General features: G+C 74.7%; 23 protein-coding genes. 7 read left to right on the forward strand and 16 right to left on the reverse strand.

Going from position 1 to position 25,198, the window contains the following annotated elements:
- Nucleotides 1-64 precede the first annotated feature (64 nt).
- Nucleotides 65-1,600 (forward strand): MFS transporter, encoded by a 1,536-nt coding sequence (locus CRP39_RS25500; RefSeq protein WP_245854114.1) that lies wholly within the window; start codon nt 65-67, stop codon nt 1,598-1,600.
- A gap of 1 nt (nt 1,601) precedes the next feature.
- Here CRP39_RS25500 and CRP39_RS25505 read toward each other — a convergent pair whose 3' ends face one another.
- Genes CRP39_RS25505 through CRP39_RS25520 form a run of 4 tightly spaced genes read right to left on the reverse strand, consistent with a single transcriptional unit; the run spans nt 1,602 to nt 6,131 of the window.
- Nucleotides 1,602-2,285 (reverse strand): IclR family transcriptional regulator, encoded by a 684-nt coding sequence (locus CRP39_RS25505; RefSeq protein WP_097209210.1) that lies wholly within the window; start codon nt 2,283-2,285, stop codon nt 1,602-1,604.
- Between the two features lie 10 nt (nt 2,286-2,295).
- On the reverse strand, nt 2,296-3,513 hold the full coding sequence (locus tag CRP39_RS25510) for a homogentisate 1,2-dioxygenase (RefSeq protein ID WP_097209211.1): 1,218 nt from the start codon (nt 3,511-3,513) through the stop codon (nt 2,296-2,298).
- Nucleotides 3,514-3,567: 54 nt separating this feature from the next.
- Nucleotides 3,568-5,172, reverse strand: coding sequence for an FAD-dependent monooxygenase (locus CRP39_RS25515; RefSeq protein ID WP_097209212.1), 1,605 nt, complete (start codon nt 5,170-5,172; stop codon nt 3,568-3,570).
- Nucleotides 5,169-6,131, reverse strand: coding sequence for an MBL fold metallo-hydrolase (locus CRP39_RS25520; RefSeq protein ID WP_097209213.1), 963 nt, complete (start codon nt 6,129-6,131; stop codon nt 5,169-5,171). The genes CRP39_RS25515 and CRP39_RS25520 overlap by 4 nt, the downstream gene beginning before the upstream one ends.
- 219 nt (nt 6,132-6,350) lie before the next feature.
- Between CRP39_RS25520 and CRP39_RS25525 the strand changes: the two genes are divergently transcribed.
- A complete protein-coding gene (locus CRP39_RS25525) occupies nt 6,351-6,749 on the forward strand; it encodes a response regulator (RefSeq protein WP_172442638.1) in 399 nt (132 codons plus the stop codon).
- Nucleotides 6,750-6,762: 13 nt separating this feature from the next.
- Here the strand turns inward: CRP39_RS25525 and CRP39_RS25530 are convergent, their stop codons facing one another.
- From CRP39_RS25530 to CRP39_RS25545, 4 genes are read right to left on the reverse strand one after another with little or no spacing between them, the layout of a single operon-like run.
- Nucleotides 6,763-7,392, reverse strand: a complete 630-nt coding sequence (locus CRP39_RS25530; RefSeq protein WP_097209215.1) for a LutC/YkgG family protein — start codon at nt 7,390-7,392, stop codon at nt 6,763-6,765.
- Complete coding sequence (locus CRP39_RS25535) at nt 7,389-8,903, reverse strand: LutB/LldF family L-lactate oxidation iron-sulfur protein (RefSeq protein WP_097209216.1); 1,515 nt, start codon at nt 8,901-8,903, stop codon at nt 7,389-7,391. The genes CRP39_RS25530 and CRP39_RS25535 overlap by 4 nt, the downstream gene beginning before the upstream one ends.
- Nucleotides 8,900-9,673 (reverse strand): (Fe-S)-binding protein, encoded by a 774-nt coding sequence (locus tag CRP39_RS25540; RefSeq protein WP_097209217.1) that lies wholly within the window; start codon nt 9,671-9,673, stop codon nt 8,900-8,902. The genes CRP39_RS25535 and CRP39_RS25540 overlap by 4 nt, the downstream gene beginning before the upstream one ends.
- Entirely contained in the window at nt 9,670-10,701 is a 1,032-nt protein-coding gene (locus tag CRP39_RS25545) for a LacI family DNA-binding transcriptional regulator (RefSeq protein ID WP_260180115.1), read from the reverse strand. The genes CRP39_RS25540 and CRP39_RS25545 overlap by 4 nt, the downstream gene beginning before the upstream one ends.
- 163 nt (nt 10,702-10,864) lie before the next feature.
- On the opposite strand from CRP39_RS25545, the gene CRP39_RS25550 reads away from it, so the two are divergent.
- The 4 genes from CRP39_RS25550 to CRP39_RS25565 all read left to right on the forward strand — a co-directional run bounded on the left by CRP39_RS25550 (nt 10,865) and on the right by CRP39_RS25565 (nt 15,964).
- Nucleotides 10,865-11,149 carry an L-rhamnose mutarotase gene (locus CRP39_RS25550; protein WP_097209219.1) on the forward strand — a complete coding sequence of 95 codons (285 nt, stop codon included), beginning with the start codon at nt 10,865-10,867 and terminating at the stop codon, nt 11,147-11,149.
- Complete coding sequence (gene rhaI, locus CRP39_RS25555; protein ID WP_097209220.1) at nt 11,146-12,312, forward strand: L-rhamnose isomerase; 1,167 nt, start codon at nt 11,146-11,148, stop codon at nt 12,310-12,312. Before CRP39_RS25550 ends, rhaI begins: the two co-directional genes overlap by 4 nt.
- A gap of 66 nt (nt 12,313-12,378) precedes the next feature.
- Nucleotides 12,379-14,415, forward strand: coding sequence for a bifunctional aldolase/short-chain dehydrogenase (locus CRP39_RS25560; RefSeq protein WP_097209221.1), 2,037 nt, complete (start codon nt 12,379-12,381; stop codon nt 14,413-14,415).
- A 67-nt stretch (nt 14,416-14,482) separates the two neighbouring features.
- Entirely contained in the window at nt 14,483-15,964 is a 1,482-nt protein-coding gene (locus tag CRP39_RS25565) for a rhamnulokinase (RefSeq protein WP_097209222.1), read from the forward strand.
- Nucleotides 15,965-15,972: 8 nt separating this feature from the next.
- Here CRP39_RS25565 and CRP39_RS25570 read toward each other — a convergent pair whose 3' ends face one another.
- Nucleotides 15,973-16,863: a LysR family transcriptional regulator ArgP gene (locus tag CRP39_RS25570; RefSeq protein WP_097209223.1), complete on the reverse strand. Its 891-nt coding sequence runs from the start codon at nt 16,861-16,863 to the stop codon at nt 15,973-15,975.
- A gap of 73 nt (nt 16,864-16,936) precedes the next feature.
- Between CRP39_RS25570 and CRP39_RS25575 the strand changes: the two genes are divergently transcribed.
- The gene (locus tag CRP39_RS25575) at nt 16,937-17,569 is read left to right on the forward strand and encodes a LysE/ArgO family amino acid transporter (protein WP_097209224.1); all 633 of its coding nucleotides are present in this window, start codon (nt 16,937-16,939) and stop codon (nt 17,567-17,569) included.
- A 54-nt stretch (nt 17,570-17,623) separates the two neighbouring features.
- Here the strand turns inward: CRP39_RS25575 and CRP39_RS25580 are convergent, their stop codons facing one another.
- The 7 genes from CRP39_RS25580 to CRP39_RS25610 are packed head-to-tail and all read right to left on the reverse strand — an operon-like array spanning nt 17,624 to nt 25,149.
- Nucleotides 17,624-18,499, reverse strand: coding sequence for a sugar phosphate isomerase/epimerase family protein (locus CRP39_RS25580; RefSeq protein WP_097209225.1), 876 nt, complete (start codon nt 18,497-18,499; stop codon nt 17,624-17,626).
- 28 nt (nt 18,500-18,527) lie between these two features.
- The gene (locus tag CRP39_RS25585; RefSeq protein WP_216359928.1) at nt 18,528-19,970 is read right to left on the reverse strand and encodes an FGGY-family carbohydrate kinase; all 1,443 of its coding nucleotides are present in this window, start codon (nt 19,968-19,970) and stop codon (nt 18,528-18,530) included.
- Nucleotides 19,967-20,677, reverse strand: a complete 711-nt coding sequence (locus CRP39_RS25590; protein ID WP_097209226.1) for an HAD family hydrolase — start codon at nt 20,675-20,677, stop codon at nt 19,967-19,969. The genes CRP39_RS25585 and CRP39_RS25590 overlap by 4 nt, the downstream gene beginning before the upstream one ends.
- Nucleotides 20,674-21,450 carry a class II aldolase/adducin family protein gene (locus tag CRP39_RS25595; protein WP_097209227.1) on the reverse strand — a complete coding sequence of 259 codons (777 nt, stop codon included), beginning with the start codon at nt 21,448-21,450 and terminating at the stop codon, nt 20,674-20,676. Before CRP39_RS25595 ends, CRP39_RS25590 begins: the two co-directional genes overlap by 4 nt.
- The gene (locus tag CRP39_RS25600; protein ID WP_097209228.1) at nt 21,447-22,562 is read right to left on the reverse strand and encodes an ABC transporter permease; all 1,116 of its coding nucleotides are present in this window, start codon (nt 22,560-22,562) and stop codon (nt 21,447-21,449) included. The genes CRP39_RS25595 and CRP39_RS25600 overlap by 4 nt, the downstream gene beginning before the upstream one ends.
- Nucleotides 22,559-23,596, reverse strand: a complete 1,038-nt coding sequence (locus CRP39_RS25605) for an ABC transporter permease (protein ID WP_097209229.1) — start codon at nt 23,594-23,596, stop codon at nt 22,559-22,561. Before CRP39_RS25605 ends, CRP39_RS25600 begins: the two co-directional genes overlap by 4 nt.
- Nucleotides 23,593-25,149: a sugar ABC transporter ATP-binding protein gene (locus tag CRP39_RS25610; RefSeq protein ID WP_097209230.1), complete on the reverse strand. Its 1,557-nt coding sequence runs from the start codon at nt 25,147-25,149 to the stop codon at nt 23,593-23,595. Before CRP39_RS25610 ends, CRP39_RS25605 begins: the two co-directional genes overlap by 4 nt.
- Between the last annotated feature and the right edge of the window lie 49 nt (nt 25,150-25,198).

The raw sequence follows: 25,198 nt of genomic DNA on the forward strand, positions 1-25,198 counted from the left end.
GCGGCGGAGAATGGTCCGCGGGCGGGCACCCGGCCGCCTCCCTGAGCTCCCCGGAGGCGCCCGCGTGTCCCAGCCCGCCGTCCGCACGACGTCCGCCGACCCGGACAGCCCGGCGCCCTCGGGCGAGAGCGGCTACGAACCGGACCCGCGGCGGTGGCGGGCCCTGTGGGTGACCCTCGTCGCCGGCTTCATGAGCCTGCTCGACGTCAGCATCGTGTCGGTGGCCCTGCCGTCGCTGCAGCGGGATCTCGGCGCGTCACCGGCCACGGTGCAGTGGGTGGTCTCCGGTTACGCGCTGACCTTCGCGCTGATGCTGGTGCCCGCGGGACGGCTGGGGGACGCGCTGGGCCGGCGCCGGATGTTCCTGATCGGGCTGGCCCTGTTCGTGGCCTGCAGCGCCGCGGCCGGCGCGGCGCCCTCGGTGGAGCTGCTGATCGCGGCCCGGCTGGCGCAGGGGCTGGCCGCCGGCTGCCTGGCCCCGCAGAACTCCGGGCTGATCCAGCAGCTGTTCCGCGGCGGTGAGCGGGGGCGGGCCTTCGGGTTGTTCGGGGCCACGGTCGGCGTCTCCACCGCGGTGGGGCCGATCGTCGGCGGGCTGATCCTGGCGCTGGCCGACGGCTCCGGCGGGTGGCGGTGGATCTTCTACGTCAACGTCCCGATCGGCGTGGTCGCGATCGCCCTCGCCTGGCGGCTGCTGCCCCGGGGCGGCACCGGGCAGCGGGGCAGCATCGACGTCGGCGGGGTGCTGCTGCTCGGGATCGGCGCGCTGGCCGTCCTGCTGCCGCTGGTGCAGGCGGAGTCCGGCGGGCTGGCCCGGCTGTGGTGGCTGTTCCCCGTCGGCGTGCTGGTGCTGACGGCGTTCGTCGCCTGGGAGCGGCGCGTGGTCGGCCGCGGCGGTCAGCCGGTGTTCGACCCCCGGCTGGTGACGCAGACGCGCGGCTACGGGATCGGCGCCGCGCTGGCGACCCTGTACTTCGTCGGGTTCAGCGGCATCTGGATCGTCCTCGCCCTGCTGTTCCAGAACGGCCTGGGCTACACCCCGCTGCAGTCGGGGCTGGCGGTGACCCCGTTCGCGGTCGGGGCGGCGGTCTCCGCGGTGGTGGCCGGGCGGCTGGTCGAGCGCTTCGGCCGGGCGATCACCGTCGTGGGGCTGGTCCTGGTGCTGGCCGGCCTGGGCACCGTGGCGGTCCTGCTGCTCGTCGTCCCGGCGTCGGCGGTCGGCTGGGCGGTCGGGCCGGCCCTGCTCGTGGGCGGGATCGGCGGCGGCTGCGTCATCTCGCCCAACGTCACGATGACCCTGCGCGACGTGCCGGTACGGATGGCCGGCGCGGCCGGTGGCGGGCTGCAGACCGCGCAGCGTTTCGGCGCCGCGATCGGCAGCGCGGCCCTGCCGGGGCTGTTCTACGTCGTGCTCGCCGCCACGGGGGAGGACTTCCCGACGGCGGCGGCCGCGGGGCTCGGGGTCGCGGTGGCCGGGGTGCTCGGCGCGCTGGCCCTGGCCGTCGTCGACCTGCGCCGCAGCCGGGCACGGGACGCCGCCGAGGCCGCCGCGGAGGCCGAGCGCGACGACGCGGAGCGCCACGGCCACGCCCACCCGTGAGTCAGCGGAGGGCGGCGGCCACCCTCGCGGCGGCGGCGGTCACGGCCCGGCCGATGCGCTCGACGTCGGCGGTGTCGTCGACGTAGACCACGGCAATCGCGGCGCGGGCGCCCCCGTCGGGGCCGGGGACCGGCGCGGCGACGGACCGCATGCCGGGGATGACCTCGCCGTGGGACGTCGCCCAGCCGGTCTCCCGCGCCGCTCGCAGCTCCGGCCGGTCGCCGGGGGACGGCGGCTCGGGGACGAGCAGCGCCAGGCCGGGCGCTCCGCGGCCGACGGGGTGACGGGTGCCGGGGCGGTAGACGACGTGCGCGGTCGTGTCGTGCGGCTCGACGCTGGTCACGGTCACCGCGTCGTCGCCGGCCCGGACGACCAGGAACGCCGTCATCCCCAGCTCGGCGACCAGGTCGTCGAGACGGGGGAGGGCCGCGGCCTGCAGGCCTGCGCGGACGCCGCGGGAGAGCGCGACCAGACCCAGGCCGAGCGAGAAGTGACCGGCCCGGTCGCGCTCGACGAGCTGGTGGTCCTCCAGCGTGCGCAGGAGCCGGTAGGTGATCGACCGGTGCAGGCCGACGCCCTGGGCGATCTCCATGACCGGCTGCGGCGTCCCCACCGCGGCGAGGTGCTCGAGGATGCGCAGGCCGCGGTCGAGGGTCTGCGACTGCGGCGCCGGGCCCGCGCTCACCGGCGGTCTCTCACCGGGCCGGTCCCCGGCCCGACCAGGACCAGGCGTACTGCCCGTCGTCGGCGGCGACGCCGGCCTCGCCGAGGTCCAGCGGACGGAAGGTGTCGACCATGACGGCGGTCTCGTCGAAGTACTCCACCCCGAGGGACCGTTCGACGGCGCCGGGCTGCGGGCCGTGGGAGTGCCCGCCGGGGTGCACGGAGATCGAGCCCTTGCCGATGCCCGAGCCCTTGCGCGCCTCGTAGTCGCCGTCGACGTAGAACATGATCTCGTCGGAGTCGACGTTGGAGTGGTAGTAGGGCACCGGCACCGCCAGCGGGTGGTAGTCGACCTTGCGCGGCACGAAGTTGCAGATCACGAAGTTGGTGCCCTCGAAGACTTGGTGCACCGGCGGGGGCTGGTGCACCCGGCCGGTGATCGGCTCGAAGTCGCGGATGTTGAACGCGTACGGGTACAGGTGCCCGTCCCAGCCGACCACGTCGAAGGGGTGCTCGGGCACGACGTGGACGGTGCCGGCCAGCCCGCCGGGCCCGCTGCCGCGGTGCTTGACGTACACCTCTGTGTCGCTGTCGCTGTCGGTGCCTTCCACCACCAGCGGCTCGGTGGGGCCGCGCAGGTCCCGCTCGCAGTAGGGCGCGTGCTCGAGGAACTGCCCGTACCTGCTCAGGTAGCGCTTGGGCGGGGCGATGTGGGAGTTGGCCTCGATGGCGTAGGTGCGCAGCGGCTCGCTCCCGGTGGGGATCCACCGGTGCGTGGTGGTCCGCGGGATGACGACGTAGTCGCCCTGCGCCACCTCCAGGACGCCGAACACCGTCTCGACGGTGGCCGCGCCGCGCTCGACGTAGACGCACTCGTCCCCGGTCGCGTTGCGGTAGTAGGGGCTGGGCAGGCTGGACACCGCGTAGGAGATGCGGACGTCGGCGTTGCCGAGCACCAGCCGCCGCCCGGTGACCGGGTCGACGGCCTTGTGCTCCTCGCCGGGGAACAGGTCGTGCAGCTTCAGGTGACGGGGCACCAGCGGCGCGTTCGGGGTGAGCGACTGGTCGGGCAGCTGCCACGGGCGGGCGTCGACGATCGCCGACGGCACGCCGCGGTGGTACAGCAGCGAGGAGTCCGACGAGAAGCCCTCCTCACCGACCAGCTCCTCGTAGTAGAGACCGCCGTCGGGGCGGCGGTGCTGGGTGTGCCGCTTCGGCGGGACGCTGCCCACCTGCCGGTAGAACGCCATGGGAATGCCTCCTGCGGGGAGGGGCAGAAATGGCCATTTCTGCCCCTGGGTCGGTCAGGCGGGGACGGGGCTGGGGATCGCGCGGGTGAGCAGCCGGGCCACCGCCGGGGCGACGTCGGCGGCGCGGGTCAGGACGGCGGCGACGTGCGCGTCAGGGCGCAGCACCCAGAGCTCGTCCGTGCGGGTGCCGAGCGCCTCCCGCAGCACCGGCCCGGGGTCGAGGTCGCGGATGCGGTGCACCGCCACGGGCAGGTCGCCGAGAGCCGGGAGCACGGGGAGCTCCGCATCGTCCCCGACCAGCACGGTGACCCCCTCCCGAGCCAGCTGGCGCAGCCGGACGACGTCCGGACGGCCGGGCACGCTGACCGGGCAGTCGGGCACCAGGACGCCGGGCGCGGGGACGGGGACGTCGCCGCGGGCGGGCCGGCCCGGGAACGGACGGCGCTCGTCGCGGGTGGTCAGCGGCGAGTCGACGTACCAGAACGGTTCGGCCAGCCGGCCGGAGTCGACCTGCGCCCGCGCGGCCGGATCGGTCACCGCCCGCTCGAGGACGTCGCGACGGTGCCGGGCCTCGGCCTCGGTGCCCGGCACCAGGAACCGCATGGTGGCCCCGGTGACCTCGATGTTCTCCAGGGCAGCGGCGTGCCGCTCGTCGTGGTAGCTGTCCAGCAGCGACTCCGGCGCCCACCCGCGCCGGACGAAGGCGATCTTCCAGGCCGCGTTCTCGGCGTCGAGCACCCCGGAGTTCAGCCCGCGGGCGCCGAAGGGGGACACCAGGTGCGCGGCGTCACCGGCGACGAGCACCTTCCCGACCCGCATGCGGTCGACGACCCGGGAGTGGAAGCGGTAGACCGACTTCCACACGACCTCGTAGGGCCGGTCGCCGATGACCTGGCGGATCCGGCGGTCCAGCCCGCCCGAGGCCTCCTCGGCGGCGAGGTCGAACTCCGGCGGTACCTGCCAGTCGATGCGGAAGGTGGAGTCCGGGCAGGGGTGGATGAGCACCTGTCGGCCCGGGTTCCACTCGGGGTCGAAGTAGAACCGGCGCTCGGTCTCCCACCCGGGCAGGTCGGTGCGGATGTCGCAGATGAGGAAGTGGTCGTCGAAGGTCTCGCCCTCGAAGCGCAGCCCCAGGGCCGACCGCAGGTCGTCGCAGCGCGGCCCGGAACAGGCCACCGCATAGCACCCCTGCACCTCGACGTCGCCGTCCCCGGTCGCGCAGGTCACGGTGACGCCTGCCTCGTCCTGGGCCAGGCCGGTGACCCGGGAGCCCCAGCGGACCTCGATCAGCGGCTGAGCGGCGATCGCGGCGTCCAGCAGCCGCTCGGTCTCGCACTGCGAGATGTTCACGAACGGCGGGAACGGCGAGCGGCCCCGGTCGGCGAACCGGAAGCTGAACAGCTCGCGGTCGCGGTGGAAGGTGCGCGCCGTCGTCCAGGTGACGCCGCGGCGGGCGACCTCGGCGCCGACGCCGACGGCGTCCCAGACGTCGAGGACGTCGCGCTGCTGGCAGATCGCCTTGCTGCCGACCGCGTCCCGTTCGGGGCGGCCGTCGAGGATGACCACGGGCAGGCCCCAGCGGGCCAGCAGCAGCGCGGTGGTCTGGCCGACCGGGCCGGCGCCCAGAACCAGCACGGGTGTGGTCCCGGAGACGCTCATCCCTGCAGCTCGTCCCAGACCTGGCGGTCACGCTCGGCGGTCCAGATGACAGGGCGCTCGATGCCGGAGAGCTCGTCCCAGAGCCGCTGGACGTCGAAGGGCAGGCAGTGCTCGAAGATCGGCCACGAACCGTACTCCGGAGCCAGCGCGGCGTGCGTGGCCTCGAAAGCCTGCTTGAGGGTGCCGCCGGAGCGGTGCACGTCGCCGACGGTGCGCTGCATGGTGAGCAGGAAGTCGCGGGTCTGCTCGATCGCGGCGTCCACCTCGTCGCGGCCGCGGGCGATCCTGCCGCGGCCGCCGACCAGCTGGCTGGCGCGCAGGGCCTTGATCCGGTCGAGCGTGCCGGCGGCCCAGTCGAAGTGGAACGCGTCGCCGGTGTAGAGGGCCGCCTGCGACTCGACGAGGTCGCCGGCGAAGACGATCTCCTGTTTGGGCAGCCAGGCGACGATGTCGCCCTCGGTGTGGCCGCGGCCGAGGAACTCCAGGACCAGCTCGCCGCGGTCCCCGCCCAGCTCGATGGTCAGCTTGTCGCGGAAGGTCATCGTCGGCCAGGTGAGCCCGGGGATGGACTCCGGCTCCTCGAACAGCCGCGGCATCCGCCCGTACTCGCTCTCCCAGTCCTGCTGGCCGCGCTCCTCGATGAGGTGCCTGGTCTGCTCGGAGCTGACGATCACCTCGGCGTCGAAGGCGCTGGCGCCCAGCACGCGGACGGCGTGGTAGTGGCTGAGCACCAGGTACCGGACCGGCTTGTCGGTGTGCTCGCGCAGCTTGGCCAGCCAGCGGCGGGCGGCGACCGGGGTGGCCAGCGCCTCGAAGCAGACGAGGAAGTCCTCGCCCTCGATGGCGCCCAGGTTCGGGTCGCCCTCCGCGGTCAGCGCGTACACGCCGTCGGCGAGCACCTCGAGGGTCTGCTCCTTGACGCCGAGGTCGGCGGAGGAGGCGAAGGGCTTGGCTGCCATGAGGGTCTCCCGGGCTGCGATGGTGTCCGATAAGAGAACTCGACGTTCGCTCAGCGACATCGACGGTACGGGGAGTGTGGTGGCGGACACAACCCTCGGGCGATGTCCCGCGGCGGGGGCGGCGGCCCGTCATGGACGGGGGGCCGAGGCGTCTGCACTGGTGTGACCACGACACCGATCCCGGACCCGAGGCCGGCCGGACCCGCGGGCGAGGCACCGATGATCCGGATCCTGCTCGCCGACGACCATCCCGTGCTGCGCCACGTGCTGGTGCCCCTCATCGCCGAGGCCGGTGACATGGCGGTCGTCGCCGAGTGCGAGTCCGGCGACGAGCTGCTCCACGAGGGGCTCCGGGTCCGCCCGGACGTGGTGCTGGTCGATCCGGAGTTGCCGGGGATGGACCCGCTGCAGGCGTCGTGCGAGCTGCACGAGCAGCTCCCGCGGGTGCGCGTCCTCGTGCACGCACGCTGCTTCAGCCTGGTCACGTTCTCCCGTGCGCAGCGCCTCGGTGCCGTGGGCTACCTGCTCAAGAGCGACGGCCTCGACGACCTGCCCCGGCGCATCCGGGCGGTGGTGGGCGGGGCCACCGCGTGGACCCCTGGCGCCCCGGCGCGCTGACCGGCCGGCGGCCTCACCCCATCAGCACGACGACCAGCGTGCGGGGGCCGTGCACACCCTCGACCCGGGACAGCTCGATGTCGCTGGTCGCCGACGGGCCGCTCACCATGGTCAGGGGCGCGGTGGCGTCCAGCCGGGCCAGTGCCTCCGGCACGCCGCCCACCACCTGACCGGTCTCCACCACGCAGACCAGGCAGTCGGGCAGCAGCGACAGCGCCCGCCGCCCCGACCGCGCCCCGCCGTCGAGGACCAGCGTCCCGGTCTCGGCGACCGCGACGGCCACCCCCGTCACCGTGGCGGCGAACGCGGTGAGGCCGACCGCCGGGCGGCCGTCGTCCTCGCTGACGCCGTCGGGACGCCAGGCGGCGGGCAGCCCGGGCGCGACGACCACGCCGGCCGGCGCCCAGCCGACGCCGAGCCCGGCGTCCAGGGCCGCGGCGACCGTCGCGCCGACCGCCTCGGGGGAGCAGCGCAGGACGGTGGCCGCGTAGTCCTCGAGCCGGTCGGTGAGGACGTCGAGCAGCTCGGCGACCGGCCGCCCGTCGGACCTCCGGTAGTGCCGGTGCACCTCCGGCGCCGGACGGCGGTCCGGCCCGAGCGCCGTCCGGATCCGGCCGAGCACCTCGTCGCGGGCGCCGGTCATCGTCCGTGCTCCCGCGCCCAGGCCTGCGTGAACGTCTCGCGGGGCGGCGTGGGCAGGTCGCGGCTGCGGGTCCACGCCGACGCCGGGGGCGGGAGCGCCACCGGCAGCGTGGGGCCTCCCCGGGAGAGGAACCGGCCGAGGCCCGCGGCCCGCTGGGCCAGCCGCCACAGCCACGGGGAGGACATCGCCCGGGACAGTGCGCGGAACGCCGCCGCCTCGGGCGTCGTCCGCTGCTGCGCCTCGACGTGCTCGGCGCGCAGGTGCACCAGGATCGACGGGATGTCGATGGCGACCGGGCAGGCGTCGTAGCAGGCGCCGCACAGCGACGAGGCGTACGGCAGCGATGCGTTGTCCTCCACCCCGGTCAGTTGTGGGGAGAGGACCGCGCCGATCGGTCCGGGGTACACCGACCCGTAGGCGTGCCCGCCGGCGCGCTCGTAGACCGGGCAGACGTTGAGGCACGCCGAGCAGCGGATGCAGTGCAGCGCCTCGCGGCCCACCTCGTCGGCGAGCACCGCCGTCCGCCCGTTGTCCAGCAGCACGAGGTGGAACTCCTGCGGGCCGTCGCCGGGCGTGACCCCCGTCCACAGCGAGGTGTAGGGGTTCATCCGCTCGCCCGTGGAGGAGCGGGGGAGCAGCTGCAGGAACACCTCGAGGTCCTGCCAGGTCGGCACCAGCTTCTCGATGCCCATCACCGTGATCAGCGTCTGCGGGAGGGTGAGGCACATCCGCCCGTTCCCCTCGGACTCCACCACGGCGAGCGTCCCGGTCTCCGCGACGGCGAAGTTCGCCCCGCTGACCGCCACCCGCGCCCGCAGGAACCGCTCCCGCAGGTGCGCGCGGGCCGCCATGGCCAGCCGCCGCGGCTCGTCGGTGAGCTCGGCGGCGGCGCCGGGCTCGGCGAACTGCGGCATGGTGCGCAGGAAGATCTCCCGGATCTCGGCCCGGTTCTTGTGGATCGCCGGCACCAGGATGTGACTCGGCTCGTCCTCCCCGAGCTGGACGATGAGCTCCGCCAGGTCGGTCTCGTGCGCGGCGATGCCGGCCGCCTCCAGCGCCTCGTTGAGGCCGATCTCCTGGGTGGCCATCGACTTGACCTTGACGACCTCGTCGGCGCCGGTCGCCCGGACCAGCCGGGTGACGATCTCGTTGGCCTCGGTGGCGTCCCGGGCCCAGTGCACGGTGCCGCCGCGCGCGGTGACCTGCTCCTCCAGCTGGACCAGCAGCTCGTCGAGGCGCGCCATCGTCGCCTGCTTGAGCGCCTTGCCGGCCTGCCGCAGCTCCTCCCAGTCGGGCACCTCGCCGACGACGGCGGCCCGCTTGGCGCGGATGGTCGACGTCGCGTGCCCGAGGTTGGCCCGCAGCTGACCGTCGCGCAGCGCGTCACGGGCGGCGTCGGGGAACGACCGGTCGCCGCGCAGGTGGCCCACTCCCCGGGGAGCCGTGGGGAGGCTGGGTCGTTGCGCCGTCGGGAGGCCGAGGAACGTCGGTGGGCGGGACGTGGCGGTCATGCCGGCACCGCCGGGCGGGTGGCCTGGTGCGGGGTCACGGCCTGCTCCGTCGAGGCGAGGATCTCGGCCAGGTGCACGGTGCGGGTGCCCGAGCGCAGCCGGGAGAGGCCGCCGCCGATGTGCATCAGGCAGGACGCGTCCCCGGCGGTGCACACCTCGGCGTGCGTGGACAGCACGTTGGCCATCTTGTCGGTGAGCATCGCGGTCGAGGTGTCGGCGTTCTTGACCGCGAACGTGCCGCCGAAGCCGCAGCACTGGTCGGCACCGGGCAGCTCCACGAGCTCCAGCCCGCGGACGGCGCGCAGCAGCCGCAGTGGGCGGTCACCGACCCGCAGCAGGCGCAGCGAGTGGCAGGTCGGGTGGTAGGTGACCCGGTGCGGGTAGTAGGCGCCGACGTCGGTGACGCCGAGGACGTCGACCAGGAACTGCGACAGCTCGTACGTGCGCCCGGCCAGGGCCTCGGCGTCGGAGGCCAGCCCGTGCTCCCCGGCCCGCCGCAGCACCATGGCCTGCTGGTGGTGGATCGACGCCACGCAGGAGCCGGACGGCGCCACGACCGCCTCCGCACCGGCGAAGGCCCGCACGTGGTTGGCCACGACCGGCACCGCCTCGCGCCGGTAGCCGGTGTTGACGTGCATCTGCCCGCAGCAGGCCTGCCCCGGCGGGACGACGACCTCGTGGCCCAGCCGCTGCAGCAGCGTCGCCGTCGCGTGCGCGACCTGCGGCACCATCGTGTCGACCAGGCACGTCGCGAAGAGCGCGACCCTCATCTGTCCTCCCCGTCCCCGCCACCCGGGCGGCTGGTCCTGCTCGACTCGCGGACGACCAGGACCGGCTCGAACAGCGGCTGCTGGTGGTGGTGGCCCGCCCGGCTCTCGTCGAGCAGCAGCTCCGCGGCCCGCCGGCCGATCTCCTGACGCGGCTTGCGCACCGACGTCAGCGGGACGGCGGCGGCCGCGGCGAAGTCGATGTCGTCGTAGCCCACGATGGCGAACTCGCCGGGCACCCGGACGCCGCAGCGCACCATCTCCTGAAGCACGCCGAGCGCGATCAGGTCGTTCGCGCAGATCGCGGCCGTGGGACGCCGCGCCGCCGGGACCCCGAGGACCTGCGCGGCCGCCTCGCGCCCGCCGGCGACGGTGAGCTCCGCCGGGGACAGCACCGTCAGCTCGGCGTCCGGGGCCGCCCGGACCACCGCCTCGACGCCGGCGCGCCGCTCCTGGATCTGCGGCAGCCCCGACACGCCACCGACGAAGGCCAGCCGGCGGTGCCCCTCGGCCAGCAGGTGCTCGGCGGCCACGCGGCCACCCAGGACGTCGTCGGTCGCGACCGCGCACTGGTCGGCGTCCGGGGCCCGCCGGTCGACCAGCACCACCGGCACACCACGGGCGCGCAGCGCGTCCAGGCCGGGGCCGAGCTCGGCGGTGGGCGTGATGAGGACGCCCTGCACCCGCTGCTCGGCGAGCACGGCGAGATACGCGGATTCCTTCTCCGGGCGGTCGTCGGAGTTGCACAGGATGAGTGCCAGCCCGGCGGCGTTGACGACGTCCTCCACCCCGCGGGCGACGTCGGTGAAGAACGGGTTGGCGATGTCGAGGACCACCAGCCCGACCGTGCGGCTGGAGCCGGCACGCAGCTGGCGGGCCGACTCGTTGCGCACGAAGCCGAGCTCGGCGATCGCGTCGAGCACCCGCGTGCGGGTGGCGGAGCTGACCAGCTCCGGCCGGTTGAGGACGTTGCTGACCGTGCCCACCGACACACCCGCCCGCCCGGCGACGTCCCGGATGCTGGCGGTCAGCGGTCCTCCTCGGGCGCGGCGGACGGGCGCTGGTCGACGCGCGGTACGCGTCCGTCCCGCCGGCTGCGGAGCAGCCAGGACCCGTCCTTGACGCATTCCTACCCCACGCCCTATGGTGAGCGCCACACCCGGATGAAACGTTTCATCCACTCCGGGAGGTCTCGTGCCACCTGCCTGTCCCACCTTCCGGCTCCGCCCCGATCGGCTGGCCGAGTACTCCGAGCGGCATCCCGCCGTCCGGCCGGACGTGCTGACCGACGACCTCGCCGCGGCGCAGGCGGCCGGCGAGGCCACCGGCATGAGCGCGCGCTGGGAGGCGGAGGCGGCGCCGTTCTCCGCGACCGGCGCCGGCCCGGGCGAGACCACGCTCGACTGCGTGTCCGACGTAGACACCCAGCTCGCCGCGGCCGGCGAGTCCACCTGCGTACAGATCGGAGACCGACCGTGACCGACCTCCGTGCCGGGGCCCTCGAGGCCCTGGCCCAGCAGACCATCGAGCTGCCCTCGTGGGCGTTCGGCAACTCGGGCACGCGGTTCAAGGTGTTCGGGCAGCCGGGGGTGGCGCGCGACCCCTTCGAGAAGCTCGAGGACGCCGCCCAGGTGCACGCGCACACCGGCGTCGCGCCCCGGGTGTCGCTGCACATCCCGTGGGACCGGGTCGAGGACTACGGCACGCTCGCCAAGCACGCCGCCGACCTGGGGCTGCGGCTCGGCGCGATCAACTCCAACCTGTTCCAGGACGACGACTACCGGCTGGGCTCCCTGACCCACCCGGACGCCGCCGTCCGCCGCAAGGCGATCGCGCACCACGCCGAGTGCGTCGACGTCATGCGGGCCACCGGGTCCACCGACCTCAAGCTGTGGTTGCCCGACGGCACCAACTACGCCGGCCAGGACGACCTGCGCGCCCGGCAGGACCGGCTGGCCGAGTCGCTGCAGGAGATCTACGCGCTGCTCGACCCGGGCATGCGGCTGCTGGTGGAGTACAAGTTCTTCGAGCCGTACTTCTACGCGACCGACATCCCCGACTGGGGCACCTCGCTGCTGCACTGCCTGGCCCTCGGCGAGCAGGCGCAGGTCGTGCTCGACACCGGCCACCACGCGCCGGGCACCAACATCGAGTTCATCGTCATGCAGCTGCTGCGCGCCGGGCGGCTGGGCGCGTTCGACTTCAACTCGCGCAACTACGCCGACGACGACCTCATCGTCGGCTCGGCCGACCCGTTCCAGCTGTTCCGGATCATGAACGAGATCGTGCAGAACGGCGCCCTGCTCGACGCCGGCGTGAACTTCATGCTCGACCAGTGCCACAACATCGAGCCGAAGATCCCCGGCCAGATCCGCTCGGTCATGAACGTGCAGGAGGCCACCGCCAAGGCGCTGCTGGTCGACCGCGACGCGCTGCGGGAGGCTCAGACCGCCGGGGACGTGCTGGGCGCCAACGCCGTCCTGATGGACGCCTACGGCACCGACGTCCGCCCGCTGCTGGCCGAGCTGCGCGAGGGCCGGGGTCTGGACGCCGACCCGTACGCGGCCTACGCGCGGTCGGGGTACCAGGAGCGCATCGCCCGCGAACGCGTCGGCGGCCGGCAGGCCGGCTGGGGCGCCTGAAGACTTCCCCAGGAGGGCCAAAATGGCCATTTTGGCCCTTCCGACCCTCCCGGAAGGAACCAAGCCATGACGAACCCCGTGGTCAATGACCTGATCGCGCGCAGCAACCGGCTGGGCGCCGACCCGCGCAACACCAACTACGCCGGCGGCAACACCTCGGCCAAGGGCAGCGAGACCGACCCGGTCACCGGGCAGCCGGTCGAGCTGCTGTGGGTCAAGGGCTCCGGCGGCGACCTCGGCACGCTGCGGGAGGCCGGCCTCGCCGTCCTCCGGCTGGACCGGCTGCGCTCGCTGGTCGACGTCTACCCCGGCGTCGAGCGCGAGGACGAGATGGTCGCCGCCTTCGACTACTGCCTGCACGGCCGGGGGGGTGCCGCGCCCTCGATCGACACCGCGATGCACGGGCTGGTCCGCAGCGCCCACGTCGACCACCTGCACCCCGACTCCGGCATCGCCCTGGCCACCGCGGCCGACGGGGAGGCCCTGACCCGCGAGTGCTTCGGCGACCGAGTCGTCTGGGTGCCGTGGCGCCGTCCCGGCTTCCAGCTCGGCCTGGACATCGCCGCCATCGCGGAGGCCGACCCGCAGGCGATCGGCTGCATCCTCGGCGGGCACGGGATCACCGCCTGGGGCGAGACCGGCGAGCAGTGCGAGGCCAACAGCCTGGAGATCATCCGGACGGCGGAGCGGTTCCTCGCCGAGCGCGGCAAGCCCGAGCCCTTCGGCCCCGCCCTGCCCGGATACGAGGCGCTGCCGGAGACCGAGCGCCGGCACCGTGCCGCCGCCCTCGCGCCGGTCATCCGGGGCCTGGCGTCGACGGACAAGCCGCAGGTCGGTCACTTCACCGACGCCGACGTCGTGCTGGAGTTCCTCGCCGGGACCGAGCACCCGCGGCTGGCCGCGCTGGGCACCTCCTGCCCGGACCACTTCCTGCGCACCAAGGTGCGCCCGCTGGTGGTCGACCTGCCGGGGACCGCGCCGGTGCAGGACGTCGTCGCGCGGCTGCGGGAGCTGCACGAGGAGTACCGCGCCGAGTACGCCGCCTACTACTCCCGGCACGCCACCCCGGACTCCCCGCCGATGCGCGGCGCCGACCCGGCGATCGTGCTGGTACCGGGGGTGGGCATGTTCAGCTTCGGCAAGGACAAGCAGACCGCCCGGGTCGCCGGTGAGTTCTACGTCAACGCGATCAACGTGATGCGCGGTGCCGAGGCGGTCTCCACCTACGCGCCGATCGACGAGGCCGAGAAGTTCCGCATCGAGTACTGGGCGCTGGAGGAGGCGAAGCTCCGGCGGATGCCGGAGCCCCAGCCACTGGCCACCCGCGTCGCGCTGGTGACCGGTGCGGCGTCGGGCATCGGCAAGGCGATCGCCCACCGGCTGGCCCGCGAGGGCGCCTGCGTCGTCGTCGCCGACCTCGACCTGCAGAAGGCCACCGACGCCGCCGCGGAGCTCGGCTCCACCGACGTGGCCGTCGGCGTGGCCGCCGACGTGTCCGACGGCGAGGCGGTGGCCGAGGCGTTCCGCACGGCGGTGCTCGCCTTCGGCGGGGTCGACCTGGTCGTGAACAACGCCGGCCTGTCGATCTCCAAACCGCTGCTGGAGACCACCGAGCAGGACTGGGACCTCCAGCACGACGTCATGGCCAAGGGCAGCTTCCTCGTCTCGCGCGAGGCGGCCCGCATCATGGTCGAGCAGGGGATGGGCGGCGACGTCGTCTACATCTCGTCCAAGAACTCGCTGTTCGCCGGGCCGAACAACATCGCCTACGGCGCCACCAAGGCCGACCAGGCGCACCAGGTCCGGCTGCTGGCCGCCGAGCTCGGCCCGCACCAGATCCGGGTCAACGGCATCAACCCCGACGGCGTCGTCCGCGGGTCGGGCATCTTCGCCGGCGGCTGGGGCGCGTCGCGGGCCGCCGTCTACGGCGTGAAGGAGGAGGACCTCGGCGAGTTCTACGCCCAGCGGACCCTGCTCAAGCGCGAGGTGCTGCCCGACCACGTCGCCGACGCCGTCTTCGCGCTCACCGGCGGCGACCTGACCCGCACGACGGGCCTGCACGTGCCGGTCGACTCCGGCGTGGCCGCCGCCTTCCTGCGATGACGACGGGCGAGCGAGCATCGCGGCGAGCGCCAGTGAGCGAGGAGCGGAACGAGCCCGGAGTCGAGCCATGGGCACTGCGGTGAGCTCGACCTTCGCGGCCGTGGACCTGGGGGCATCGAGCGGCCGGGTGATCGCCGCGCGGGTCGGCCCCGGTCGGCTCGAGCTGACCGAGGCGTACCGGTTCCCCAACCGGCCGGTGCGCACCGGAGGCACGCTGCACTGGGACGTGCTGGGCCTGTACGCCGGCGTGCTCGACGGGCTGCGCGCCGCCGGCCGGGCGGCCGGGCGGCTGGCCGGCGTCGGCATCGACAGCTGGGCGGTGGACGTCGGCCTGCTGGACGCCGACGGTGCGCTGCTGGGCAACCCCCTGCACTACCGGGACGCCCGGCACGCCACCGCGGTCCCGGCCGTGCACGCCGTCGTCCCGCCCGAGCAGCTGTACCGGACCACCGGGCTGCAGCACCTGCCGTTCAACACCGTCTTCCAGCTCGCGGCGGCGCGGGGCACCGCGCAGCTGGCGGCGGCCCGGACGGCGCTGCTCGTGCCCGACCTGCTCGCGTACTGGCTCACCGGCAGCGTCGGGGCGGAGGTCACCAACGCCTCCACCACCGGCCTGCTCGACGCCACGAGCCGCGAGTGGGCCGGCGAGCTGATCGACCGGCTCGGCTTCGACCGGGGCCTGTTCCCGCCGCTGCGGTGGCCGGGGGACCGGGTGGGCGAGCTGACCGCCGACGTGCTGGCCGAGACCGGGCTGACCGGGCCGGTGCCGGTCACGGCGGTCGGGTCGCACGACACCGCCTCCGCCGTCGTCGGGGTGCCGGCGACCTCCGACCGGTTCGCCTACGTCTCCTGCGGCACCTGGTCCCTGGTCGGCGTCGAGCTGGACCGGCCGGTGCTCAGCGACGCCAGCCGCGCCGCGGGGTTCACCAACGAGCTCGGCGTCGACGGGACGGTCCGCTACCTGCGTAACGTCATGGGGCTGTGGCTGCTGCAGGAGTCGCTGCGGACGTGGGCCGCGCACGGTCTCCCGGCCGAGCTGCCGGAGGTGCTGGCCGCCGCCGCGCGGGTGCCGGCGTTCACCGCGCTCGTCGACCCCGACGACCCCCGGTTCCTCCCGCCCGGTGACATGCCGGCCCGCATCGCGGCGGTCTGCGCGGAGACCGGCCAGACGCCGCCGAAGGACCAGGCGGAGACCGTGCGCTGCATCCTCGACAGCCTGGCGCTGGCCTACCGCCGCAGCGTCCGGCGGGCCGTGCAGCTCGCCGGCCGCGACGTCGAGGTCGTCCACCTCGTCGGCGGGGGAGCGCGCAACGCCCTGCTGTGCCAGCTGACCGCGGATGCCTGCGGGCTGCCGGTCGTCGCCGGCCCGGTCGAGGCGGCTGCGCTGGGCAACGCGCTGGTCCAGGCCCGCGCGGCCGGGGTGCTGGACGGGGGGTTGCCCGGGCTGCGGGCGCTGCTGCGGGAGACGTCGGAGCTGCACACCTACACGCCGTCCGGCTCGGGGCGGGCGTGGGACGCCGCCGAGGCCCGGCTCGACCGCCGGCACTGAGCCGGGCGCTACCGCGGGGGAGCCTGGTCCAGTTCGCGGGCAGCGGCGGCCAGCACGGCGGCGCGGACGCGGTCCAGGGTGGGGGAGCGCAGCCGCCACTGCTGCCAGTACAGGACGACGTCCACCGCGCCGGCCGGGTCGAGCTCGACCAGGTCCGCTGTCACGCCCCGCGCCTGCTGGTCCGGGACCATGCCCCAGCCCAGGCCGAGCGTGACGGCGGCGACGAAGTCCGCCGAGGCCGGCACGTGGTGCACCGGGGGGTGGACGTCGGCGCCGGCCCGGGCGGACAGGTAGCGGTGCTGCAGGTCGTCGTCGCGGTCGAAGACGACGACCGGGGCCCGGGCGAGGGCCTCGGCGGTGGCGCCGGCGGGGAACCAGCGGTGAGCGAATCCGGGTGCGGCCATCGGCCGGTAGTGCATGCCGCCCAGGCGGGTGGAGGTGCAGCCGGGCACCGGCTCGGCGTCCGCGGTCACGGCCGCCATGACCGTGCCGGTGCGCAGCAGCGCGCTGGTGTGGTGCTGGTCCGCCCGGTGCAGGTCGAAGCAGGCGTCGCCGGACAGCGGCGTCAGCGCGGGCAGCACCCAGGTCGCCATCGAGTCGGCGTTGACCGCGATCGCCAGCGTCGGCACCGCCTCGGGCGCCTCGTCGTCGAGCTCCCGGGTGACGTCGGCGGTGAGCAGCTGCACCTGCCGGGCCAGGCGCAGCACCGCCTGCCCGGACTCGGTGACCTGCACCGGCTTGGTGCGCACCAGCAGGATCCGGCCGGTCGCCGTCTCCAGCGCGCGCAATCGCTGGCTGATCGCCGACGGCGTGACGTGCAGCGCCCGGGCGGCGGCCTCCAGCGTGCCTGCGCGGACGGTCGCGTCCAGTGCCCGCAGCTGGGCCAGGTCGAGGTCCATGAACAGCGATGCTAATGATGCTGAAGAATCCTGAGCTGGACCGGCCGTCGGTCCGCTCCTTACCGTCGTCGGCGTGCTGACTCCTCCTGCGCTGCTCGCCGTCGCCTCCGGGCTCGCGCTGGGGCTGGGGCTGATCGTCGCCATCGGCGCCCAGAACGCCTTCGTCCTGCGGCAGGGGCTGCGCCTGGAGCACGTGGCCGCGGTCGTGGCGGTGTGCGCCCTCTCCGACCTCGCGCTGATCGGCGCCGGGGTGCTGGGGGCCGGCGCGGCGCTGTCGCGGGTGCCGTGGCTGATCCCGGTGGTGTGCCTCGCCGGGGCGGCGTTCCTGCTCGGCTACGGCGTGCTGGCCGCGCGACGCGCGCTGCGTCCCGCCGCGCTGCTGCCGGACGCCGCCGGAGCCCGCGCCGGTCTGGCGGTCACCGTCGGCACCTGCCTGGCCCTGACCTGGCTGAACCCGCACGTGTACCTGGACACGGTGGTGCTGCTCGGCTCGATGGCCTCGACGTACGGCGAGCACCGGTGGCAGTTCGCCGCCGGTGCCGGTCTCGGCAGCCTGCTCTGGTTCGTCGGCCTCGGCTACGGCGCCCGGCTGCTCCGCCCGGTGTTCGCCCGCCCCGCGGCGTGGCGGGTCCTCGACGGAGGCATCGCCGTCGTCATGACCGCCCTCGCCGTCTCCCTGGCCGTCCGCGGCGCCGGCGGCGCGTGAGGCCGGACCTGCAGCCGGCAGGGCGGCGGAGGACGTCGGGTGGATCCGCTCCGGTCAGGCGCGCCCGCCCGCCGCGGCCAGGCCCTCCTTGACGAAGGCGAGCGCGTCGCGGGCCAGCGCGTCGTTGTCGGTCCAGAGATTCCGCCAGATCGCCAGGTCGTTGCTGAGCGTGCGGTGCACGACCTCGGAGGAGAACGACTCGAAGGTCACGATGCCCTCGTAGCCGACCTCGGTGAGGGCGCCGAAGAACTCCGTCCACGGGATCGACCCGGTGCCCAGCGCCCCGCGGTGGGACTCGCCGACGTGCACGTAGCCCAGCCGCCCGGCGGCGGCTGCCGCCCGCACCGCCTCGCGGAACGAGTGCTCCTCGATGTTCATGTGGTACGTGTCGAGGTGCGCCATGACGTTGGGCCGGTCGACGGCGGCGATGAAGTCCAGTGTCTCCTGCGTCGTGTTGATGACGTTGGTCTCGTAGCGGTTGCAGAACTCCAGGGCCAGCGTGATGCCCGAGGCCGCCGCCTCGTCGGCGAGCCAGGCGATCGCCTCCTGCGAGTTGGCCCGGCCGCGCTCGGTCGCCGGGCCCGAGTACTTGCCGAGCTTGGAGTAGAGGACGCCGCACAGCGTCGTCCCCCCGCTGTCCCGGAGCACGCGCAGCGCCTGGCCGAGCCGCTCCCGGCCGCGGGCCACCACCTCCGGGTCCTCGCTCGAGACGTCGGTGTCGGCGCTGAGCCCGAGCGAGGCGCTGACCTGCAGGCCGTGCTCCTGCAGCAGGCGGGCGGTCATGCCGGCGTCGAAGCCGGTGGGGTCGATCGGCGCGATCTCGATCAGGTCGTAGCCGGCCTCGGCGGTGGCCGAGACGGCCCGGCGGGCCTCGTCGGGGCTCCAGCCCCCGGTCCAGACCAGCGCGTGGACGCCGTGGGTGATCGGCATGGGGCTCTCCTGTCGTGGGTGGGACGGGTCAGGTCTCGTCGTCGAGCCAGCCGCGCCGGCGCAACTCGCCGGCCAGCCGCCGGTAGCCCTCCTCGAGGGGGCCGACCTGGGCGGGGTCGGGGTCGACCACCGCGGCGCGACGCACCATCGCGTCCGCGGCGTCCACCGGCGGGGTGCCGGTCACCGCGGCGGCGGCCAGGACAGCGGCGCCGAACGCGCTCGACGGCTCCGCGGGGCGGCTCACCGGACGGTTCAGGGCGCTGGCCCGGATCGTCGTCCACACCGCCGATCGGGTGCCGCCGCCCACGACCCGGTGGTCGGCGGAGGCGATCCCGAGGGCGGCCAGCCGCTCCAGGCCGAGCCGCTCGACGAGGGCGACGCCGTCCAGCCGGGCGCGGTGCAGCTCCGCCGGGGACGGCGAGCCCCCGCCCACCAGGAAGCCGGTCGCGTCCGGCCGGGCGAACGGGAAGCGCTCGCCGGTGCCGGGCAGCGGGTAGACGGTCCACGGCGAGGGGCCGAGCCGGGCGGCGTCGGCGTCCGCGGCGGCGAGGTCCGGCGGCCCGCCGTCCCCGGTGAGGACGCCGGCGCCGGCGTTCGAGGCGCCGCCGGGCCACCACCGGCCGTCGGGGGCGAGGTGGGAGTAGACGGCTCCGCCGAACCCGGTGACCTCGGCGTCGGCCACCCCTTTGAGCACCAGCGTCGTGCCCAGCACCCCGGCGGTCCGTCCCGGCGCGACCGCCCCTGCGGCCAGCTGCGCCGTGCAGCCGTCCGTCATGCCGGCCACCACCCGCACGCCCGGGGGCAGGCCGAGGTCCGCGGCGACCGCCGGGCGCACCTCGCCGACCACCGTGCCGGGGTGCACCAGCTCCGGCAGCGCGGCGACCGGCACGCCCGCGGCGGCCAGCTGGGCCGCCGGCCAGCGAGCGGCGACCGGGTCGATCCCGGCCTTCAGCGCGTGCGAGGTGTCGGTGACCAGCCGCCCGGTCAGGTCCGCGACCACCACGTCGGGGACGTGCAGGTACCGCCGCCCCCCGGCGCCCCCGCCGCCCGCGTCCTGCGCGGCCAGCCAGGCCAGCCGCAGCAGGGTGGACGCCGCGCCGACCGGGCGGCCCGTCGCCGCCGCGACCCGCTCGGCGGCCGCCGCGCCCCGCCGGTCGGCGTACAGCAGCGCGGCGCCCACGGGCGTCCCGTCGGGGCCGGTGGGGACGACGCTGCCCGAGGTGGCCGTCACCGCCAGCGCGCCGACCGCGGCCGCGCGCGGGCCGAGGTCGGCGGTCACCGCTCGGACGGCCGCGCGCACGACGTCGGCGTGGACCGGCGGCTGCTCCTGCTCCCCGGGGCGCGGCGACGCGGGCGCCGGCAGCGGGGCCTGTGCGGTCGCGACGACGTCCCCGGTGCCGACGGCGACGGCCAGCACCCGCACGGCGGCGGTCGCGACGTCGACGCCGAGCACCAGGCCGTCCCCGGTCACGGGCGCCCGGCTCGCGGCGCGGTGCGCGGCAGCAGCGCCCCGGCCAGCCCGGTGAGGTCCGGCACGGCGAGGTCCGGCTCGGCGAGCTGCTCCGGCGTCGGCTCGTCCGGGGCCTCCCCGCGCAGCACCCACACCGTCCCCAGGCCCAGCGCGGCGGCCGGCCGGACGTCGGTGTCGAGCCGGTTGCCCACGTGCACCGCCTGCGCGGGACCGCACCCGGCCCGCTGCAGGCACCAGGTGAACAGCTCCGGGCTCGGCTTCTCGTGCCCGACCAGCGCCGAGACGCCCCAGACGTCGACGAACGGGGCGACGCCGTCGCGGGTCAGCGCGTCGACGACGGTCGCCTCCTGGTTGGCCAGCACGCCGATGCGGACCCGACCGGACAACGCCCGCAGCAGCGGCAGCACGTCGGGGTACAGGGTCCCGGGCGGGTGCGTCCAGTGCCGCCGGGTGCGCTCGTGCAGCCGCCCGCGCAGCCCGGCGTCGCCGAGCAGCTCGGTGGCCAGCGCGGTGCGCAGCGAGCCGCCCTGGCGGGCCCGGACGCCGTCGTAGACCCGCTGCACCGCCGCGCGGTCGACCGGACCGCGGCCCTGCTCGGCGCGCAGCTCGTCGAGCGCGGTGACCACGGCGGCGAGGAAGTTCGCGTCGTCGTAGACCGGTCCGCCGACGTCGAGGAAGACCGCGCGGAGCTCCACCGGCAGCGTCATGCCCCGGTGCCGCCCAGCCGGGCGCGGCGCTCGATGACGTCCTCCCGGGCGAAGAACTCCTCGACCTTGGCGGTGTCCAGGGGCGCCACGCCGCCGGCGGCGTAGGCGGCCACCCGCACCCGCGCGCCCTTGACCGCCATCTCCGACGCGGCCTCGATGCCGGCGGGGCTCGGCGCGTTGACGACGATGCCGTGGTTGCCGAGCAGGACGAGTGTGGGCAGCTCGCCGTGGATGTCCACGTGCCGGCGCAGTGCCTCCAGGTAGACCCGGCCCAGGTCGATGCCCGGGGTCGCGTACGGCACGAACAGCGGGCGGCCGATCACCACCGCCTCGTCGGAGTAGACGTGCCGCTCCCAGGCGGTGGCGGCGTGCACGCTGGCCAGCAGCCCCACGACGTCGGTCGGGTGGGTGTGGCCGACGTACGCGGTCGGCGCGAAGGCCCGCGCGGCCACGTGCACGAGCGTCTCGATGGAGGCCCGCCGGCGCCGGCCGCCGTGCTCGCCGGCGTCGAGCGCCGCGGTGAGGTCGGCCTGCGTCGCGGTGGGCCCGGCCATCAGCTCCACGAGCGGGTCGACGTCGACGACGACGAAGTCCTCCGCGGTGGCCGTGCGCATGTTCGACCCCGAGGCCTTGACCACCACCCGCCCGTCGGGCAGCAGCTGGGAGGTGTTGCCCTCCGCGAGGACGACGAGGTCCCGGGAACGCTCGCCCAGGGAGCGGGTGAGCGCGACGAGCTCCGCGCTCACCAGCCCCGGGTCCCAGACGGCGGTCACCCGGTTCTCCCGTACCTGCGGCTGGCGTAGCCGTTGAGCAGCGCGGCGAAGACCAGCACGATCCCCAGGGCGGCCAGCTGCCACTGGGAGCCGGCGTTGCCCGGCACGGCCAGCAGGATGCCGGCGTTGAGCCAGACGATCAGCAGCGTCGCGAGGACGACGCCGGCCACCCGGCCGATGCCGCCGGTGATCGCCACGCCGCCGAGGACGGCGATGGTGATGGCCGGCAGCGCCATGCCGCTGCCCGCGACCCCGGCGTCGGGCCGCGCGGAGGCGAACTGTGCCACGGTCACGACCGCGACCAGCCCGGAGATCACCCCGGCGGTGAAGTAGGCGGTGAACCGGGTGCGCCGCACGTCGATGCCGGTCCACTCCGCGGCCACGTCGTTGGTGCCGATGGCGTAGAGCCGCCGTCCGTACGTGGTGCGGTTGAGCAGCAGCCAGATGACCACGGCGGTCGGCAGCAGGAAGGTGAGGATGCCCAGCGGCACCTGCAGCGGGTCCTCGCCCCCGCCGATCGGAACCGAGCGGGCGGCGGAGAAGAAGGCCTGGATCGGGTCGGTGCTGATCGGCTGCTGGTCGTTGATGACGATCGCGATCGAGGAGAACGCGTAGTAGGTCGCCAGCGTGGTGATCAGCGCCGGGTAGCCGATGTAGGCGATCAGGAACCCGTTGAGCGCGCCGCACAGGCCGCCGAACGCCGCGGCCAGCACGATCGACCCCCACAGCGGCCAGCCCCACTCCCCGTAGGCGAAGCCGAACACCATGCTGGTCAGGGACACGATGGCGCCGACCGACAGGTCGATCCCGCCGCGGCCGGAGGTGATCACCAGCAGCTCGGCCAGCCCGAGCATGACCAGCGGGACGGCGCTGATCAGCGTCGCCGACAGGTAGGACGCGTCGTACGGCGCGGTCAGGTAGTTGCGTGCCGACAGGGTCAGGAACGTGACGACGACGGCGACGAGCAGGACCAGCAGCAGCACGATCCGCTGGGTGAGCAGCGCCCGGAGCAGCAGCTCGGGCAGCTGCCGGGCGCGGGACTGCCGGGCGCCGTTCTCGTCGTCCGGGCGCGGGGCCGGCGCCGGGGCCTCGGGGGAGACCGTGGTGCTCACGTCGTCCTCCTCGCCCGCTGCCGGAGCAGGTCGGCCCCGACGGCGATCAGGATGAAGATGCCGATGAACAGGCTGGACAGCTGCGAGCGCCAGCCCAGCTGCGTCACCCCGGAGGTGACCGTCTGCACGAGCAGGGCCCCGAGGACGGTGCCCAGCACCGAGCCGCGGCCGCCCATGATCGAGGTGCCGCCGATGACCACCGCGGCGATCGCGGCCAGCTCCATGCCGGCGCCCACGTTCGGCGCCAGCGTGGAGGTGCCGCGGGCGATGACGAAGCAGGCGGCCAGCCCGGTGAGCAGCCCGGTGAGGACGTAGGCCGACATCACCCGCCGCTGCACCTTCACCCCGGCCAGCCGGGCGGCGTCGGCGTCCCCGCCGATCGCGTACAGGTGCCGCCCGCCGGGGGTGTGCCGCAGGTAGTACCAGGCCGCCGCCGCGATGAGCAGCATGACCAGGAAGCTGTGCGGGACGCCGAGGGTGCGGCCGGCCTCGCCCCGGCCGAAGAAGGCCAGCGTGCCGGGGATGTTGTCGACCGTGGTGCCGCCGAACAGCTGCAGTCCGAGGAACTTGAACAGGTTCGCGGTGCCGAAGGTGATGATGATCGCGTGCACCCGCCCGTAGGCGATGAGCACGCCGTTGACCAGCCCCAGCAGGCCGCCGATCACGACCGAGAGCGCGACGGCGACCGGCAGGGAGGCCCCCGAGTCGACCATCGCCTTGGCCACGACGACCGCGCAGACCATGACGATGCCGGCCACCGAGACGTCGATGCCGCCGGTGATGATGATGACCGTCATCCCGATGCCGATGAGCGCGACCGGCGCCATGGCCACGAACAGCGGCACGATCGAGCCCTCGGTCAGGAAGGCCGGGGTGGCCAGGGCCAGCGCCACCCAGAGGGCGACGATGACCACGATCAGCACGATCTCCTGACCGGTGATCGGGAACGGTAGGACCCGGCCCCGCTCCTTCGCGGTGTGGGCCTGCTGCCCGGCCGGGGCGCCGCCGGGGGGCGTGAGGGTGGACGAGCTCATGCCGCCTCCTCCTGGTCGACCGCGCCGGCGGCGGCGGCCAGGACGTCGGCCTGGCTCGCCCCGGGGCCGAACTCGACCGTCGTGGTCCCGGCCCGGACGACCTGCAGCCGGTCGGAGATGCGGATGGCCTCGGGCAGGTCCGAGGTGACGATGAGGACGGCGGTGCCCTCCTCGGCGAGGGAGCGGACGATCCGGTGGATCTCCTCCTTGGCGCCGACGTCGACGCCCTGGGTGGGCTCGGCGAGCACCAGCACCTTCGGCCGCTCCACCAGCTGGCGGGCGAGGACGACCTTCTGCGCGTTGCCGCCGGACATGGCCGACACCGGCTGCCGCTCGTGCGGCGTCTTGACCGACAGCCGCGCGATGAAGTCCCGCGCCACCTGCCGCTCGCGCCGCCGGTCCATCCAGGTGCCGAGCTTGGACAGCATCGGCAGGTGCCCGGCGGAGATGTTGAAGGCGATGGACTGGAAGCTGAACAGGCCCTGCAGCTTCCGGTTGGCCGGCAGCAGGGCGATCCCGAGCCTCTTGGCCGCGCGGGGGGAGTGCGGGGCGATCGGCTTGCCGTCGAGCAGGATCCGGCCGGAGGTGGCCCGGCGCATGCCGTACACGGTCTCGGCGATCTCCGCGGCCCCCGAGCCGATCAGGCCGTAGAGGGTGACGATCTCGCCCGGGCGGACGGCGACGTCGACGTCGGAGTACTCGCCCTCGCAGGACAGGCCCTCCAGGACCAGGCGCGGCGGGGCGTCGGGGACGGTGTGCTCGGGCGGGGTGTCCTCGAGGATCCCGCCGACCATCAGCTCGACGACCCGCCGGACCGAGAGCTCCTCGATGGGCCAGGTGCCCAGGGTCTGGCCGTCGCGCATGACGGTGACCTCGTCGGCGATGACGAACAGCTCGTCGAGCCGGTGGGAGATGTAGATGATCGCGACGCCGGTGGAGGCCAGCCGACGGACGACGCCGAAGAGCACCTCGATCTCGGCGTCGGTCAGGATCGCCGAGGGCTCGTCGAGGATCAGCACCTTCGCGTTGCCGACCAGCGCCTTGGCGATGGACACCTGCTGCTGCTCGGCGATGGACAGCTCGCTGACCGGGACGGTGGCGTAGCGGGCGGGCAGCCCGATCAGCTCCAGCAGCTCCACCACGCGGGCGTTCTGCGCCGCCCAGTCCACCCGGCCGCGGCGGGTGATCTCCCGGCCGGTGAAGACGTTCTCGGCGACGGTGAGGTCGGGGAACAGCTGCGGTTCCTGGTAGACGGTCGCGATGCCCAGGGCGATGGCGTCCGCGGTGCTGGAGATGTTCACCGGTCGTCCCTCGAAGGTGATCCGGCCGGTGTCGGCGGTCGCCGCCCCCGAGAGGATCTTGATCAGGGTGGACTTGCCGGCGCCGTTCTCGCCGACCAGGGCGTGCACGCTGCCCGCCCGCACGGTCATGTCCGCGTTGCGGATCGCCCGCACGGCCCCGTACCGCTTGGACACGCCTGTCACGGACAGCCGCTCGGCGCCGGGGTCGGGCGGTGGGGAGGGCGCCGGCTCGGTCGTTCGGGTCTCGCTCATCGTCTCCTCGCTGCGGCCGGGAGGCCGGGGAGGGCCGGCGGGCGCCGGC

This window comes from Geodermatophilus sabuli (assembly GCF_900215145.1).
In the GTDB taxonomy this organism is placed as follows: Bacteria; Actinomycetota; Actinomycetes; order Mycobacteriales; family Geodermatophilaceae; genus Geodermatophilus; species Geodermatophilus sabuli.